This window comes from Caulobacter sp. GW822-FHT07D08, assembly GCF_058798735.1.
In genome coordinates this window covers 26,361-43,280 of the sequence record NZ_JBXAKU010000016.1, presented here as the reverse complement: position 1 = coordinate 43,280, position 16,920 = coordinate 26,361, and the positions used below count along the sequence as shown (strand labels likewise).

At 68.6% G+C, this 16,920-nt stretch carries 12 protein-coding genes; 5 read left to right on the top strand and 7 right to left on the bottom strand.

The window, feature by feature from the left end; all coding sequences use genetic code 11:
* Positions 1 to 4: 4 nt before the first annotated feature.
* On the bottom strand, positions 5 to 838 hold the full coding sequence (locus AC1RJ9_RS22530; protein ID WP_492840259.1) for an oxidoreductase: 834 nt from the start codon (positions 836 to 838) through the stop codon (positions 5 to 7).
* Positions 839 to 930: 92 nt separating this feature from the next.
* Here AC1RJ9_RS22530 and AC1RJ9_RS22525 point away from each other — a divergent pair, with 92 nt between their 5' ends.
* From AC1RJ9_RS22525 to AC1RJ9_RS22510, 4 genes are all read left to right on the top strand, one after another.
* Positions 931 to 1,857 carry a LysR family transcriptional regulator gene (locus AC1RJ9_RS22525; RefSeq protein ID WP_492840261.1) on the top strand — a complete coding sequence of 309 codons (927 nt, stop codon included), beginning with the start codon at positions 931 to 933 and terminating at the stop codon, positions 1,855 to 1,857.
* Between the two features lie 253 nt (positions 1,858 to 2,110).
* Complete coding sequence (locus tag AC1RJ9_RS22520) at positions 2,111 to 4,135, top strand: TonB-dependent receptor domain-containing protein (RefSeq protein ID WP_492840263.1); 2,025 nt, start codon at positions 2,111 to 2,113, stop codon at positions 4,133 to 4,135.
* Positions 4,135 to 5,394, top strand: coding sequence for an enterochelin esterase (gene fes / locus AC1RJ9_RS22515; RefSeq protein ID WP_492840265.1), 1,260 nt, complete (start codon positions 4,135 to 4,137; stop codon positions 5,392 to 5,394). The genes AC1RJ9_RS22520 and fes overlap by 1 nt, the downstream gene beginning before the upstream one ends.
* Positions 5,391 to 6,269, top strand: a complete 879-nt coding sequence (locus tag AC1RJ9_RS22510; protein WP_492840267.1) for an alpha/beta hydrolase — start codon at positions 5,391 to 5,393, stop codon at positions 6,267 to 6,269. Before fes ends, AC1RJ9_RS22510 begins: the two co-directional genes overlap by 4 nt.
* A gap of 366 nt (positions 6,270 to 6,635) precedes the next feature.
* Here AC1RJ9_RS22510 and AC1RJ9_RS22505 read toward each other — a convergent pair whose 3' ends face one another.
* From AC1RJ9_RS22505 to AC1RJ9_RS22485, 5 genes are read right to left on the bottom strand one after another with little or no spacing between them, the layout of a single operon-like run.
* Complete coding sequence (locus AC1RJ9_RS22505; protein ID WP_492840269.1) at positions 6,636 to 7,535, bottom strand: alpha/beta hydrolase fold domain-containing protein; 900 nt, start codon at positions 7,533 to 7,535, stop codon at positions 6,636 to 6,638.
* Between the two features lie 14 nt (positions 7,536 to 7,549).
* Positions 7,550 to 8,302: an SDR family NAD(P)-dependent oxidoreductase gene (locus AC1RJ9_RS22500; RefSeq protein WP_492840271.1), complete on the bottom strand. Its 753-nt coding sequence runs from the start codon at positions 8,300 to 8,302 to the stop codon at positions 7,550 to 7,552.
* On the bottom strand, positions 8,302 to 9,600 hold the full coding sequence (locus AC1RJ9_RS22495; RefSeq protein WP_492840273.1) for an MFS transporter: 1,299 nt from the start codon (positions 9,598 to 9,600) through the stop codon (positions 8,302 to 8,304). Before AC1RJ9_RS22495 ends, AC1RJ9_RS22500 begins: the two co-directional genes overlap by 1 nt.
* An 8-nt stretch (positions 9,601 to 9,608) precedes the next feature.
* Entirely contained in the window at positions 9,609 to 11,771 is a 2,163-nt protein-coding gene (locus AC1RJ9_RS22490; protein ID WP_492840275.1) for an alginate lyase family protein, read from the bottom strand.
* Between the two features lie 7 nt (positions 11,772 to 11,778).
* Positions 11,779 to 13,668, bottom strand: coding sequence for a polysaccharide lyase 6 family protein (locus AC1RJ9_RS22485; protein ID WP_492840277.1), 1,890 nt, complete (start codon positions 13,666 to 13,668; stop codon positions 11,779 to 11,781).
* Between AC1RJ9_RS22485 and AC1RJ9_RS22480 the strand changes: the two genes are divergently transcribed.
* Positions 13,649 to 14,968, top strand: a complete 1,320-nt coding sequence (locus AC1RJ9_RS22480; protein WP_492840279.1) for a sialate O-acetylesterase — start codon at positions 13,649 to 13,651, stop codon at positions 14,966 to 14,968. The two genes, AC1RJ9_RS22485 and AC1RJ9_RS22480, sit on opposite strands and share 20 nt — an antisense overlap.
* 132 nt (positions 14,969 to 15,100) lie before the next feature.
* Here AC1RJ9_RS22480 and AC1RJ9_RS22475 read toward each other — a convergent pair whose 3' ends face one another.
* Positions 15,101 to 16,906: a CIA30 family protein gene (locus AC1RJ9_RS22475; protein WP_492840281.1), complete on the bottom strand. Its 1,806-nt coding sequence runs from the start codon at positions 16,904 to 16,906 to the stop codon at positions 15,101 to 15,103.
* Positions 16,907 to 16,920: the final 14 nt, after the last annotated feature.

Genomic DNA, 16,920 nt, shown 5'->3' with positions numbered 1-16,920 from the left:
CGCCTCAAGCCTCCGGGAAGTCGGTGCTGATCGTAAGGTCCTCCCAAATCCCAATCTCCGCCTCGACCGCCTTCAGCTTGGCGCGGGCTCGGCGCAGGGCGTCGGAGCCCAGCAGTAGGTGCAACGGCGGATCGGACGCGTCGACGATGCGCAAGAGGGCCTGAGCGGCGCGGTCCGGATCGCCCAACTGCTGGCCAGCCATCGACGAGAAGGCCGCGCGGGCATTGCCGACCGTGGCGTCGTAGCCTTCGGCCCGCGTCTCGCTCAGGCGGATGGAGTGGGTCGACAGGAAGTCGGTCCGGAAGGCGCCGGGCGCGACGGCCGTGAGCTTGACGCCCAGCGGCGCGACCTCCTGGTGCAGCGACGCCGTCAGCCCCTCCAGGGCGTACTTCGCCGCTGCGTAGAGCGCCGAGGCCGCCCCCGGCGCCCGGCCGGCAATCGAGGTGATGTTGAGGATCCGGGCCTCGCCCTGCGCACGCAGCCGGGGCAAGGCCGCGCGGATGACCTTGAACGGCCCGAAGACGTCGGTGGCGAACAGCCGCTCGACCTCCGCGTCCGTGGCGTCCTCAAGCGCTCCCAGCAGGCCGTAGCCGGCGTTGTTGACCACGATGTCCAACCTTCCACCGGCCAGGCGGAAGGCCTCGTCGACGGCTCGGTCGATGGCCGCGCCGTCGGTGACGTCCAGGGTCAGGACGTGCAGCATCCCCGGCCCCGCCTCGATCGCCGGTGCGCCCGAGCGGACCGTGCCAACCACGGTGTCGCCCCGCGCCAGGGCCGCCTGGGCCAGCGCGAGCCCCAGGCCGCGCGAGATCCCGGTGATGAACCAATGCTTCGTCATCGCATGCTCCTTGTGAGGCGCACCTTGTGCGCGCGTCAGAGCAACTTCAGAATAGAACTATATCTGCGTGAGTTTATTAGCCGGGCTAAACAATGACCACGAGCACCAACGCGATGCTGAGCGGCGGCGACTTCGTCCACCTGCGCGCCTTCGTGGCGGTGGGCCAGGCTTTGAGCTTCACCCGCGCCGCCGAGATCCTCGGGGTCACGCCGTCCGCCCTCAGCCAGGTGGTTCGGACCTTCGAGGACCGGATCGGCGTTCGTCTGCTGAACCGCACCACTCGCAGCGTCTCGCTGACCGAGGCCGGCGAGAACCTGCTGCGCCGCGTCGCCCCGGCGGTGGCCGAGCTCAGCCAGGCCGTCGGCCAGGCCCGCCTCTACCAGGAGCGTCCGTCGGGGACGGTGCGGATCCATGTGTTCCGCTCGGCCGCGGAGCTCTACATCCAGCCGATCCTGCCCGCGTTCCGCAGCGCCTTTCCGCAGGTCGTGCTGGACATCACGATCGACGACGAAGTCGTCGACACCGTGGCGGCCGGGTTCGACGCGGCCATCCGTATCGGCGAGGTCATCGAGCGCGACATGATCGCCGTGCCGTTGGAGCCGCCCGTGCGGCAGATCCCGGTCGCCGCGCCCAGCTATATCGCCGAACGCGGCCTGCCGGCCCATCCGCGCGCCCTGCTAGGCCACGACTGCATCCGCTGGCGCTGGCCGGGCCGCACCCAGCCCTATCGCTGGGAGTTCTTCGAGAATGGCGCCTGGTTCGAGGTCGAGGTCGACGGGCCGCTGATCGTCAACAGCAAGGACATCGCCCTGAAGGCCGCCATCGACGGCGTCGGCATCGCCTTCTCGGTCGAGCGCACCGCCCGCCAGGCCATCGCCGATGGCCTGCTGGTCCCGATGCTGGAGCCCTGGTGCGAGCCCTTCCCGGGCCACCACCTGTGCTTTCCTCAGCAGCGCCAGATGAGCCCCGCCCTGCGCGCCTTCATCGACGCGGTCCGCGATGGCGCTTCGGCCACTTAGTCCGCTTGCCAACGAGCGGCGAAAGCGTTGAGCCCATGAGAACTTGGCGGACTTGACGCGGCTGGCCACGCTCGACGCGAAGACGCGCTGTCTCGCGGACACACATCCCGCGCCGCCTGATGGGTATGGCCGACGGCCGCCGCGCGGTCATGGCTCTGCTTCGCATCGCCCTTAAGTGATGCGACTCATTTGCATTTGCAAATACGGCTCGTTAGAAGCCCGGTCGTTGTACGAAAGCCAACGGGGTCCAACGATGATCGGAATCAAGAGCCGGGCGCTGCTCATGGCCGGAGCGAGCGTCGCGCTGCTGACCCCGGCCAGCCTAGCCCACGCCGACGAGAGCAAGACTGACGTCAATCAAGTCGAACAGGTGGTCGTCACCGCCGCCGCCACCCAGCAGAAGCTGACCGACGCTCCCGCCAGCATTTCGGTCGTCACCGAGGAGGATCTGCACGTCCGTCCGGTCCGGGACCTGACCGATATCCTCGACCGGGTCGAAGGCGTGACTCTCAACCGCTCGGGCAACCAGCGCACGATCCAGCTACGCGGCCTGGGCAGCGCCTACACGCTCTTCCTGATCGACGGCAAGCGCGTGAACTCGACCAGCGCCATGTTCCGCGGCAACGATTTCGACGCCGGCTGGGTGCCGGTCGAGGCGATCTCCCGGGTCGAGGTGGTGCGCGGCCCGATGTCTTCGCTCTATGGCTCGGACGCCATCGGCGGCGTGGTCAACATCATCACCAAGCCGGTCGGCAAGCGTTGGACGGGCTCGGCCAGTCTTGACTATGTGCTGCAGGAGGACGGCGACGCGGGGGACGCCTATAAGGCTGGCTTCTTCGCCAGCGGCCCCCTGAAGGACGACGTCCTGGGCCTGAAGATCTATGGCGGCTACAACCGCCGCCTCGGCGACGCCAACGACGTCAACCCGCCCACGACGAGCGGCGGCGCGCCGCTGTTCGGCATCCGCGACAAGCACGAGGGCTACGTCGACGCAACCCTGGCCTGGACGCCCGACAAGGCCAACACCGTCCTGGCCAACCTCGGCTGGAACCGCCTGGCCCACGACAGCTTCCCGATGGAGCGTCGTGACTGGTCGCTTACCCACAAGGGCAAGTATGGTTTCGGCGCCACCCAGTTGCGCGCCTACGGCGACCGCATCGAGAACGAGATCGGCAACGTCACGGGTCAGAAGAACCCGAACAAGGCGACCAACGCCGCTGTCGACGGCCGTGTCACCCTGCCTTGGGACGCCGCACGCCAGACCATCACCTTGGGCGCGGAGTGGCGGCGCCAGGAGCTGAAGGATCCGGCCAACCTGCGCGGCCTGCCCGGAACGCCGACCTACAATCAGAACCCGGTCACCCAGGTAGACCAGAAGGCCGCCTTCATCGAGGACGAGGTTCGTTTCACCGACGATCTGCGCCTGACGATCGGCGACCGCTATGACGACCACGAGAACTTCGGCGGTCACCACAGCCCCCGCGCCTATCTTGTCTTTCACGCCACGCCGAACATCACGTTCAAGGGCGGCGCGGCCAAGGCCTTCCGCGCGCCTACCCTTCTGCAGAACAGCCCCAACTGGGGTTCGGTGTCCTGCGGCAGCGCCACGACGGGCTGCTACATCATCGGCTCGACCGAGCTGAAGCCCGAGACGGCCACCAGTCGCGAACTGGGCGTGCGCGCCGAGTTCGACCGGTTCAGTGGCGGGGTCACCGTTTTCCGCAACGACCTGAAGAACATGATCGACATCACCAGCCGCACGCGCGACGTCAAGCTGGCGCCGACCTATTCCAATTTCGTGAGCTTCCTGCCTGATGGCCGACCGATCTTCCGCTACCAGAACATCGCCAAGGTGCGGTCGCAGGGCCTGGAGGCGAACGCCCGCTTCCGAGTCAGCGACAAGGTCGATCTGACCGCCAACTACACCTACCTCGACAGCAAGAACCGCGGCAATCCGGTCGAACTGGCGATGATCTATCAGCCCAAGCACTCGGCCAACGCCACGGTCAACGTGCGTCCGACCGACGTCTGGTCGCTGTTCGCCACCTGGAACTATGTCGGCGAGCAGTTCCTGGCCGTCTACACGAACGCCGCCAACAACGTGAAGCGCCAGGGCTACGGCACGGTCGATATCGGCGCGGCCTACGCTGTGAATCCCGAGACCACGGTGCGCTTCGGCGTGCTGAACACCGCGGACAAGTCGATCAAGCGCCAAACCTCGGACGAGTATAACGAGGAAGGTCGCCGCTTCTTCGCCGCCGTCACGCGGCGGTTCTGATGGTCTCGCGCCCCTGGGCGATCGTGGCCGGCCTGACGCCGGCCGCCCTGGCCGCGGTCGCCCTGGCCGCGCCGCTGGAAAGCCCGCGGCTCGAGGCCCTGCGCCAGACGCTGTCGGCGCCCGGCGCCGCGGCGGAGTTCTGGGCCGGCGTAAAGACCAGGGGCGCGCCCCTGGTCGAGCCCAGGCCCGACGGCTCGGCGCTGGTCACCTTCCTCTGGCGCGGCGAGACCAATCGCGAGGTCGAACTCAGTTGGCCGGTGTGGACAGCGGACCGACGCGAGAACCATCTTCAACGGCTGGCCGGCAGCGACGTCTGGTTCAAGACCGTGCGCCTGCCGGCCGGAACGCGGCTGTCCTACCAGCTCGCGCCCGATCCCAAGCGCGGAGCCCCAGGCGACCGCGCCGCCTATCGCGCGGGACTGGTCGCGGCGCTGCGACCCGACCCACTCAACCCGCGTCGCTGGGCGACGTCCTCGGTTGTCGAGCTTCCCGGCGCGCCTCCCCAGCCTTGGGTCTCCCCGCGCGCGGTCGCCAAGGGGCGGCTGGCGACCAGCGTGTTCGAGAGCAAGACCCTGGGCGCCCGGCGGGAGGTGACAATCTATTCGCCGCCGAGCCCAACCAGGAACATGCCGCTGATCATCGTCTTCGACGCCGATCGCTACCTGTCGTCGATCCCGACGCCGACGATCCTGGACAACCTGATCGCCGCCGGCGCCATCCCACCGGTGACGGCGGTGTTCGCGGCCAATCCCACGCGAGAGGCGCGCGGGGTCGATCTGGCCTGCAATCCCGCTTTCGCCGACATGCTGGCCGATGAACTTCTGCCCTGGATCCGCGGAAGGGCGTCGGTCTCCGATGATCCGGCCAGGACCGTGCTGGCGGGCTCCAGCTTCGGCGGGCTGGCGAGCGCCTGCGCGGCCCTGAGGCGTCCAGAACGGTTCGGCGCGGTGCTCAGCCAGTCAGGATCGTTCTGGTGGGAGCCCGATAACGGCAAGCCCCCTTCCGACGCCGCCGGCTGGGTGGCGCGACAGGTCCAGGCGCAGGACCGTAAGCCCGTCCGCTTCTATCTCGACGCCGGCCTGCTGGAGTCGGCCGGCGGCTCGGAGAGCATCCTTTCGACCACCCGCAAGCTGGCCGACGTCCTGCGGGCCAAGGGCTATGAAATCCGGCAGGACGAGTTCGCCGGCGGTCACGACGACCTGGCCTGGCGCGGCACGCTTTCCGATGGATTGATCCATCTGCTTGGAGACGCGCGATGATCTCCCGACGCCATGCGCTGGCCCTGCTGGCCAGCCTGCCCGCCGCGCCGGCGCTCGCTCAGCCCGGCACAGGTCCCGCCGGCCCCGGTCTGTTCGAAACCGGCGCCGCGACGCACGGCGTCACCCGCCACGCCTTCCTCTCGGCCGACGGCCAGCGCCGCTATCGGGTCGACATGGCCACGCCCAAGGGCAGGCCGCCCCGGCGGGGCTGGCCCTCACTCTACCTCCTGGACGGCAACGCCGCCTTCACGATCCTGACGCCCGCGGATCTGGCGAACGTTCCGAATCTGGCGCTGATCGCCATCGGCTACGAGACCGAGCAACGGTTCGACAACCTGGCGCGGACCTTCGACTACACGCCATCCTTGCCCGGCCCGCCCGAAACGCCGGGCCGTCCCGAGGGGGGATCGGCCGCGTTCCGCGAACTGCTGCTCGGAGAGATCCGGCCGCGCCTCGAACAACTCGGTCGCCTGGATCCCGACAAGGCGGCGATCTGGGGGCACTCGTTCGGCGCGCTCTTCGTGCTGGACACCTTGCGGGCGGCCCCAGAAGCCTTTCGGACCTGCGTTCCGGTCAGCCCTTCGCTTTGGTGGCGCGACGGCGCGATCGCGGCCGCGCCGTTCCCCTCCCCAAGCCGTCCTGTCCGCGTCGCCTTGATGGTCGGCGACCGCGAAGCGCGACGCACCGGCGGCTCGCCGCCCTCGCCGGATGACTTCGCCGCCTCCGTCGCCCGCGTCCGCGCCTTGGGCGAGAGCCTGGCGGCCACACCGCGCCTGATCGTCGACGTCACCGTGCTGCCCGGCCAGCCCCATGGCGGCGCCCTGACAATGTCCCTTCCCCTGGCCCTGCGCCTGGCCGCCGAGGATCGCCCATGAAATCCGCCGCCTTCATCGCTAGCCTCACGCTCGCCGCCGTTCTGGCCTTCCCGGTCGCGGCCCCTGGGACCTCTTCGCCTACGTCCTGATCACACCAGCCCTGATCCTTGTTGCTCAGGTCTCGGCGAGGGCGGCGCGCGGCCTGCGCGGCCCCACCGATCTCCAACCGTCCCAACCCAGACACTCGGCCAAGAAGACCTGACACCCCAAGCCGAACACCACTTCGGCTTTAAGCCAAAATGTCCAAACAAGGGTGGTGCGGGCGCGAACCATCCGGTCCGGTCAATCGCGACTTCGCGTTACAGATGCGCCATTTGCTGTCCTTGGCCCCGCGCCGGAAAGCCGGCTTGCGGCCAGCTCTTGGCGCTAGCGAGCGCCAACCACCCTGTTCATCGTCAGAAACTCCAGGGCCTCGCGTTCGATCTTGTCCTGCTCTTCTTTCGGGAACTTGCCGTGCACGCCGCCCGGCACGGTGTGGAGGCGGTTCGCAACGCCGGCCTTGTCCAGGTCGGCCTTCAGCGCCCGCGACGCTTCGTAGGGTACGGTCGGGTCCGCATCACCATGCACGATGAACACCGGTGGCTGGCCCTTGCGCACGTACGTCGCCGGCGACATCGTCGTCCACAGGGTCTCCGGCCCTTCACCGATCCACCGCGCCGTCGACGGGCTCTTGAAGGCGCCGGGAAGGTTGGATCGCAGGTGATAGGGTCCGTAGAAATCGAGGATCGCCGGCACGGTCGGCTGGTCGCGACAGGCGGGCAGGTCGATATCGTTGGTCTTGGGCAGCATGCCCGCCATCAAGGCCAGGTGACCGCCGGCCGAAGTGCCATAAGGCACGACCCGCCTGGCGTCGAAGCCATAGGTCTTGGCGTTCGCCTTGACCCACGACAGGGCGCAGCGAACGTCCTGCACCGCCGCCGGCGCCGTTGCGACGTCGCTCAGGCGATACTCGACCGTGACGACCGAGAAGCCCGCCGCCAGATAGGCGCGGAAGCCGCCCCATCCAGCCGGTTTCTCGCCCTTCCACCACGCGCCGCCGTGGATATAGACCAGCACCGGGCGCGGCCCCTTGAAGGCGGTGTTGCGATAGACGTCGAGATGCAGGTCCTTGCCGCTGGCCTGCAGGTAGACGACGTCCTTGGTCGCCTCCGGCGCCTTGACCGACACCGGCGGCGCGGGTTCGGTCGGCGCCTGGGCGACGACGGGCGTCGCGCCCAGCAGGACGATGGCGGCGAGCGCCTTGGTGGCCAGCGTTTGGGCGATCATCGATACCTCTCCCATCAGCTCATCAGCAGGCCGCCGTTGATGTCCAGGCAGACCCCCGTCAGGAAGCTCGACTCGTCGCTGGCCAGATAGGCCACCGCGTCGGCGATCTCGGGCGCGCGACCCTCGCGACGCAAAGGGGTGCTGGCGGCGACGCGGGCGCGGACCTCGTCCTTGGAGAAGGTGTCGTGGAAGGTTGTGCCGATCATGCCAGGGCACAGGGCGTTCACCCGGATGCCCTGCGGCCCCAATTCCTTGGCCATGGCCCTGGTGAAGGTCATGATCGCGCCCTTGGCGGTGGCGTAGGCCGTGGCGCCGGGACCGCCGCCGTCCTTGCCGGCCTGCGAGGACAGGTTCACGATCGCAGAGCCGGCGGCCATGTGCGGGACGGCCGCCTTGGTGGTCAGGAACACCGAGTTCAGGTTCAGGTGCATGACGTAGTCGAAGAAGGCCTCGTCCATCTCGTCCAGCGTCTTGCGGGCGACCATGCCGCCGGCGACATTGACCAGGGCGCCGATCGGGCCGCCGAAGGTCGACAGGGCCGCATCGACCAGAGCCTGGACGTCGCTGGCGGAGGTCATGTCGCCCTTGAGGATCAGCGCCCGGCCGCCCGCCGCTTCGATCTGCGCCAAGGTCGCCTTGGCGCCCTCCTCGCTGCCGAAATAGTTGATCGCGACATGGGCGCCTTCGGCCGCCAGCTTCAGCGACACGGCCTTGCCGATATCGCGCGCGCCGCCGGTGACGATGACGGTCTTGTTGGTGAGGCGCATCAGGAATTCACTCCGTTGGTAGTGCGGGCCGCGAGGGCGGGATCGACGAGGCGTTCGCCTCGGCCGCCCAAGAGCCAGATGGACAGGATGGAAAGGGGAACCAGGCTGGCGCCCATGACAAAGACCGGGGCGTAGCTGACCTTGGTGGCGACCGGGACGATCCAGGTGGTGATCAGCACCCCGGCCACGGCGGCGGTGCCGCTGATCCCGGCCAGCGAGCCGACCGACCGAGGCAGGTAGTCGCTGGGCAGGGTCTGGATGTTGTTGATGGCGATCTGGAAGCCGAACAGGATCACGGCGATCAGCAGCACCGCGTGCAGCGGCGAGGACGCGCCGATGGTCAGCAGCAGGGCCGGCAGCATGAAGACGCCACCCAGGGTGATCGCCCACTTGCGGGCCTTGACCGGCCGCCAGCCGCGACCGATCAGCCAGCCGGAGATCCAGCCACCGAACAGGCTGCCCGCCGCCGCGCCGACATAGGGCACCCAGCCGAACAAGCCGATCTGCTTGATGTCGAAGCCGAAGCGCTCGGCCAGGTAGATCGGCAGCCAGGAGACGAACAGCCACCAGACCGGGTCGATGAAGAAGCGCGCGAGGATCAGGCCCCAGGCCTCGCGGTGGCGCAGCAGACCCGACCATGTCGGCTTGTAGTCGACCTCGGCGTCGCCGGAAGCCGGGCGCTGGCCGGTCAGGATGTGCTGGCGCTCCTCCTCCGACAGCCAGGGATGGTCCTCGGGCGCGGCGCGGCAGACGATGGCCCACGGGACCACCCACAGGGCGCCCAGCAGGCCGATGATCAGGAAGGTCGCGCGCCAGCCGAAGGTCAGGAACAGCCAGGCGATCAGCGGCGCGGAGATGATGGCCCCGACCGAGGCGCCGGCGTTGAAGATGCCTTGGGCGAAGGCGCGCTCGCGCACGGGGAACCACTCGGCGTTGGCCTTGGCGGCGCCGGGCCAGTTGCCGGCCTCGCTGACGCCCAGGGCGGCGCGCAGCAGGCCGAGCGTCAGGATCGACCGGGCGACCGAGTGCAGGGCGATCGACGCCGACCAGGCCAGGATCGACAGCATGAAGCCGACCCGCGTGCCCAGGGCGTCGAAGATCTTGCCAAAGATCGTCTGACCGGCCGCGTAGGAGAGCATGAAGCAGGTCAGGATGAGCGCGTACTCTTCCTTGCCGACGCCCATGTCCTTGGAGATCTGCGGCCACATCACGGCCAGCGCGTTGCGGTCGATATAGTTGATCACCGTGGCCAGGCCGACCATGCCGACGATCAGCCAGCGAAGGCCCTTGAACTTCATCTCGCGCCTCATTGTGCGGGACCCGCCAGGCCGGAGAACCCGGTCCAGGCGTAAGCGCCGGCGGGGGTCGTGACCCGATGGCGCTTGGCGGGATCGGAATCCCAGGAGACGCCGATCGCCAGGCTCTTGCCGGAGTTCAGGCGGATGAAAACGAGGTCGGCGCCGTTCTCGGACACGCGCTCGACGGCCTTGACCGAGGCGATGGTGTCGCGGGCGTATTCCTCGGCGGCGCTGTAGGCGCCGTGCGGCTCCAGCACCCCCGCCAGCGTGAAGCTGTCCTTGTCGTCGCCGCGCAGGATGAAGGCCCGCTCGTTGCGGAGATTGTAGTTTGGGTCGTTGGCGCCCAGCTCGGTCAGGACGACCTGATCGACGTCACTGGACGCGAAGACGTAGTCGTAGAACCGGCCCTGGTTGAACCAGGAAACGCGCGCCCCCTCCTTCACCGGCGCGCGGCCGCGATCCCACAGGTGCTGATAACCGTCGGCCTTGCCCAGGGGCTTCAGGTCGCGGGTCCCGCCCTGGAACTTCAGGCCGGACTCGACGATCTGGCCGTCATAGTGCAGCGGCAGGTCGAAGCGATGCTTGCCGCCGCCTTCAGCCCGGACCAGATCCAGGACGATCGGACGCCCAACCTCGGGCCGGTCGATCAGCGCCATGGCGCGGCGATAGCGCACGCCGGGCCAGGCGTCGTCGATGCTGGCGGCGGTCATCTGGACGCCGTCCTTGGCTTCAAAGGCCAGGATCGTCGGCCAATGTTTCTCGCCGGTGTCGGTGTTGGCGCCGAACTGGCTCTTCTCGTCGACCACCAGGGTGTTGTGGGCGACCGTCTGCTGGGCCCAGCTGTCGTTCTCGGGCAGGTAGCGACCGCCGGCCTTGGCCTCGACGTTCAGGAACCGCGCCGCGCCATAGTCGGTCACGACCTCCTGGCCGGCGTCGTAAAACAGCCAGGACAGCTTGTCGAAATGGCCATGCCCCATGCCCTGCGACGTGGCCTTGAAGACCAGCGCCTGGTCCTTGGGCTTGGGTCCGGAGCGCAGCACGACCAGCGCGCCCTTGTCGCCCTTGGCCCCGTCGCGCAGCTTGATCGAGGCGAACGGGAATGGCCTGGCCTCGCCGCGCGCGATGGCGGCGGCGACCTCGCGGCCTTCGGGGCTCAGCACCACCGAGCCCTGCTGGATGGCGATCGACAGCAAGGCCGGGTCCTTGGTCGCGGCATAGGTCACCGCGACGCCGTGGACCAGTTCGGGGGTGTCCAGACCCTTGTCCTTGATGGCGTCGTTGATCGGGAACAGCAGGCCGCCATAGCTCTCTTGGATGGTGGCGTAGACGGCCTTGCGCAGCACGCCATCGCGATAGTCGAGGATCTTGCGCGACGGGTCGTGGCGCTGGATGGACTGGGCCAGCAGCAGGAACGGCGACAGGGCGTAGCGCTGATAGTACGGGCCTTCGGCATAGTAACCGTCGGGCGAGAACAGCTCCTGCAGCTGCTTGTAGAAGCCTGACTTACCCGAGCCGTCCAGGCCGTACAGCGCCTGCTTGACCAGGCCCTGATCGCCGATCGCGTAGCCGGTCATGCCGACCGCCGCCAGCGCCCAGGTGCCGTGGTTGTGGATGCTGTCGAAGGTCTTGGGCGAGCCCGTCGACAGGAACGCCGCCATCGGCCGGAACACGCCCGCCTCGATGGTCGCGCGGTCGGTGGCCGGAATGGCGTCCATCACCGCCTCGTAGCCCTGGATGGAATTGACCAGCCAGACGCTGTCGTTCAGCACCTGCCAGAACAGCCGGCCCGGAACCTGGTTGGCGCGCTTGGGATGCAGCGGCAGGGACGGATAGAGCTTGGCGTAATCCAGCAGCACACGGCGCACCAAGTCGGCATAGGCCTTGTCGCCGGTCTGCCGATACAGCATCCCCGCCTCATAGATCAGGCGGTAGTTGTCCTTGTGCCGCTCGTGGGTGTAGCCGCCGCCGGCGTCGGCCGGGACCGGCACGTCGATGGTCTTCTTGAGCTGCGGATCCACGAAGGCCTTGCTCTTGGCCTGGGTGGCGGCGAACAGCGGCGGAACCTGAGCGGAAGCAACTGGCGCGGGTTTGGCCGGCGCGGCGGCCTGGGCCGCTCCAGCCAAGGCCAGGGCCGCGAGGCCGGCGAAAAGATGGACGCGAAACTTGGACATGGCTGGCCTACTTGCGCTGATCGACGATCTCGAGCGCCGCGCCGATGTTACCGGCCTCGCTGAGATCGGGCTTGCCGACGTGAATGGTGACGCGGGCCGGCGCCGCGCGCTCGAAGAGGTTGCCGTCGAGCTTCGCGACCTGGACTCCGTCCAGTCGCATCGACGGCTGGCCTGGCGCGACGTCGCGAAACGCCGAGTCCCTGACCCGGACCCGGGGGCCGAAGGTGCTCTCGTCCGTCCCGCCCCGCTGAAGGTCGAGCACGGGTCCGCCCAGGCGCGTGAATAGGCTTCCGGTGATGTCGACCGTCTCGGCCCCGTAGAGGCCCGAACCGCCCGTCTCGCCGGCGAGGTCCAGCACCGCCCCGCTGATGTCGGCGAAGCGCGAGCCGCTGATCGTCACATGGTCGGCGAAGGTGCTCTTCTCGCCCATCAGGACGGCGAACGCCTGGCCGCCCAGATGTGAGACCTCGGTGTCGACCAGTTCGACGGCGTAATTGCTCAGCGGATAGCTGGGGCTCACGCGGATCACGGCATTGCCGATCGCGTCCCGCGCCTTGGCGCCCGACAGGCGCAGGCCCTGCAGCTTCAGAGCGCCCTCGCCGGTCAGGTTGAACAGGGTCGTATGATCGAAGGTCACCAATGGTTCGGCGTCCGTCCCGGCGCGAAAGGTCAGGGGCTGGCGGACCTCGATGACGAGGCCCTCGGCATAGTCGCCGGTCGCCAGCTCGATGATGTCGCCGGCCTTGGCCTTGAGGGCGGCGGCCGACAGTTGGTCCCGGCCTGGCTTGATCTTCAGGACTTGGCCGCTGTCGAGCGCGACGGTCCGGTCGCCCTTCGGATACCAGGCCACGCCCGTCTCTTCACGGGCCAACAGCTTGACCGGTTCCTTCAGGCCCAGGGCCCTGCGCGCGGCGGCGTCGGGGTAGATGCGGCCATCCAGCAGGGTCTCGCGACCGATCGTCTTGGTCTCGAAGCCCGAGGCGCCGGTTGGCGGCGCGACCCCGTCGACCCGGTTGCCAGTAAAGGTCAGGCCGTCGATCGGCGCCGTGGCCTTGAAGATCGCTTCGCCGCCCGCGCCGAGGAAGACGTTGCCCGACAGCGTGCTCCGGGCGGGCGGCAGGGTGCGTTCCTGGTCCGCGCCGGCGCCGAACAGCACCTGCTTCACGTCGACGAAGACGTTCTTCTCGATGCGGGCGTCGAGCACCTGATTGTAGCGGTTGAGCGGCGAGTTCGGGACGCCGTTCATCAGCACCAGCGCCGCGGCGAAGCCATCGCCACGCAGGCCCTGGAAGTAGTTATCGCGCACCGTCTGGCCGGCGTTGATCACGCGCACGCCGCCGGTATGGGCCACCCCGCCGCCCAGGAAGACATTGTCCTCGACCAGGTTGCCGTCGCCATGGCGCAGCACCAGCGACCCTTGCGAGCGGACGAAGACGTTGCGGCGATAGATGTTGCCGCCTGACTTGTTCGAGACGATCTCGACCTCGCCGCTGCAGCCCTCGAAATAGTTGTCCTCGACCACCGTCAGGGAGCGGGTGCGCGAGAACTGGCTGGTCCCGACCCGGATCGTCTCGCCGCCATTGGATCCCAGCGGGGGGCGCGGGCCGAAATAGTTGTGGTCGATGCGGTGATGGTTCCGCTGGCTCTCGACCGAGCTCAGCACCACGGCCAGGGTCACGCCGTTGTTCAGCTTGCCCTGCAGGTGGTTGTGGTCGAAGCGGTTGTTCTGGCCGTAGAGGCCGACCCAATAGTCCCCGGCGGCGCGGTTGGGCTTATTGAACCCGTCGATCACCGTCTCGGTGACGCGGGAGTCGAACGCCAGCGCCTTGCCGTCTTGGCGGAACGAGATGACCTCGGACGATGGGCTGAACCCATCCTTGAAGATCAGGCCCCTCAAGACCTATGACGACGCGCTGGATCGCCTGGACCTCTACGCCAAGGACCGGCGGGCCGGCGAGGCGCGGCAGGCGCGCTATTTCGACGCCTGGTGGACGGCCCATGAACCGGACGCCAAGGCCGCCTGGGCCCGGCCCGATTTCGACGACGCCGGCTGGAAGCCGGTCCATCCGACAAGGGTCTGGGAGCGCCTGGGCGACCCGGAGCTGGCCAGATTCAACGGCGCGGTCTGGTATCGCACCGCTTTCACCCTGACCAAGGCCCAGGCGGAGGGCGCGACGCGCATCGCCCTGGGCCTGATCGACGATAGCGACACCACCTTCGTCAATGGCGTGCGCGTCGGCGGCATCGAGGGGCGCACCACGCGCCGCGGCTACGCCCTGCCGAAGGGCCTGCTCGTGGCGGGCCGGAACGTCGTCGCGGTCCGGGTGCTGGATTCTGGCGGCTCCGGCGGCCTCTACGACACCGACGACCAGCGCTTCCTGGCCCTGGCGGACGGAACGAAGACGCCGCTGCCGCAAGCCTGGCGCTATCGCGTCTCAGCGCCCCTGGACGCCTTGGGCGGTGTTCCGGTGACCCCCTGGGATCCGACCAAGGGCACGGGCAGTCTGTACAACGCCATGGTCGCGCCCGTGACGTCCTACACCGTCAAAGGGGTCGCCTGGTATCAAGGCGAGTCCAACGTCCATGACCCGGCGGGCTTTGGTCGTCTTCTGCCAGCGCTGATCCAACAGTGGCGCGCGGCGTTCGGCGTGACCGACCTGCCCTTCGTGCTGGCCCAGTTGCCGAACTACGGTCCCGTCGGCGACCATCCCGGCGCGTCGAAGACCGCCGAGGTGCGCGAGCATCAGCGGCGAACGGCCCAGACGTTCGACCGTGTGGGCTTGACCTCGATTATCGACATCGGCGACCGCTACGACATTCACCCCGGCCAGAAGACAGTCGTGGGAAACCGGTTGGCCTTGACCGCCCGGCGCGTGGCCTATGGCGAGACGGTGGCGCAGAGCCCCTCTCCCGTGGCCCTGACGCGTTCGGGCGACGACCTGATCGTGCGCTTCAGCGACGCCGCGGACGGCCTGCGCACCTATAGCAGCGACACCGCCATCGGCTTCGAGGTCTGCGACGTCGATCGTCGATGCCGCTACGCTTCAGCCGTGGCGTCGGGCGACCACGTGACCCTGGCCGGCGCCAACCGCCCCGAGATCCGCGCCATCCGCTATGCCTGGAGCGACTCCCCGTTCGTCAACCTGTTCAACAGCGAAGACCTGCCTGTGGGGCCTTTCGAGATCCCCGTCGACTAGCGACGCGCGAAGCGGACGCCGCTTCGCGCGTCGGCGCGCAGGACACGTTGAGAACTGGCGGTCGAACCCGCGCCAGAAGCCGCCCTCGCCTTTCGAGCGAGGGCTTCCGGCGGCGGGGTCAAGCGGAAAGGCTCAGTAGAAGGTCACATCGTCCAGCTCGAACCAGAGCTTTCGACCGGCCGGACGCGAACCCGAGACGCCCACCTCCAGCAGGTCCGTCCCGGTCCAGGCCCCCGCGCCCCGACCCGATCGCTTGAAGTCGGCGAACGGGACGGTGATCTTCTCCCAGGTCCCGTTGGCCGAGACCGTGGCGACCCACGAGCCCGAGACGCTGTTGATCGTCACGACGTAGGCGCCGCCGTCGCCGCGCAGCTCGAGGGTCACGCCCTTGAACGCCGAGGCGTCGACCGGCTCCACCGAGCCACGGCTCAGCGGCAGCAGGACGCCGGCGTCCGGTTCGGCCTTCTGGGCCATTTTGGCCGCGACGCTCAGCACGTGGTCGCCATTGCCGCGGTCGACGGTCTGCAGGACCTCGACGCTGCGATCGCGGCCGCCGTCGAAGTCGCTGAGACGCAGGGTGTCCAGGCTGGTGCGGCCGTCGGCGCGCTCGAAGTCGTCGACCAATGGCCCCTTGGCCTTCAGGGTCGGCATGGTGGGCTTGTCATTGTCGGCCGAGCGGGTCGAGCCGGGCCCAAACACCGCCTTGCCATCGATGAACACGCGGTCGACCTTGCGGATGTCGGTGATGGTCGTCCACGGCTGACCGGCGATCATCACGAAATCGGCGCGCTTGCCCTTCTCCAGCGTGCCGCGGTCGGCCAGCAGGTTCATGGCCCTGGCGCTGGTGGCGGTGCCGGCGATCAGAGCCTCGGACGGGGTCAGGCCCGCCTGGACCAGCAGTTCCATCTCGCGCAGCGTCGAGGCGCCGTGCGGCGTGCCGGGCATGCCGGCGTCGGTGCCCAAGGCGATCGGCACCCCAGCGTCCTTCAGCGTCTTCACGTTGGCCAGGGCATAGCCGAACTTCTGGACCGCCAGCTTGGCGCGCGGGCTATCGGGGTCGGCCGGCGGCGCCTGGCCCGGCTTGACCGGCTCATAGACCGCCAGGGTCGGGGCGTAGAACGTGCCGTTGGCCTTGAGTTTCGCGACGGTCTCGGCGTCGATCGGGCCATCCTGCAGACTGTGGGCGATGATATCGACGCCGCTGGTCGCCGCGACGGCGCCGCGCTCGACCGTCACGGTGTGCGACAGAACCTTGAGGTTCAGCTTGTGGGCCGAGTCCGTGAGGGCCTTCAGCGTCCAGCCGTCCATGCTGGTGTTGTCCGGGGCCGAGCCGTAGCGCCAGCCGTCGGTGAAGGCCTTGATCGCGTCGGGCTTGTAGGGGGCCAAGCCTTCGATGGCGGCCTTGGCCGCCTCGGGGGTGTTCACCCAGCGGGTCGTGGCCTCGTCGGCCCAATCGGCGCCGTGACCGCCGGGCGTGCTGACCCGAGCCACGAAGTTGACGTGCGGCGTGGTCAGGGTCGACAGCCATCGGCGACGCGGCGCGAAGGACTCCGGCTGCTGGTGGAAGTCGTTCACCGTGGTCACGCCCGCGGCGACATAGGCGTCAGCGATCTTGGGGGTGATGTTCGGCGCGCCGGCGGGGGTCCAGTGGGTGTGGACATCGAAGAAGCCCGGCACCACGGCCTCGCCCTTGGCGTCGATCGTCTTGGCGCCCTTGGGAACCTTCACGCTGCGGCCGACATCGACGATGCGGCCGTCCTGCACGACCAGGCCGCCCTTGTAGGGCGCGGCGCCGGCGCCGTCGAAGATCTGGGCGTTGACGATCGCCAGGGCCGGCGTCGCGGCCTGGGCGGCGGCCATCGGCAGCAGGACGCCGGCGGCGACGATCAGCGCCCCTCGGCGGGAGACCTTGAGCAGCCTGGCATGGTGAGCGGTCATGGGACGCTTTCCTT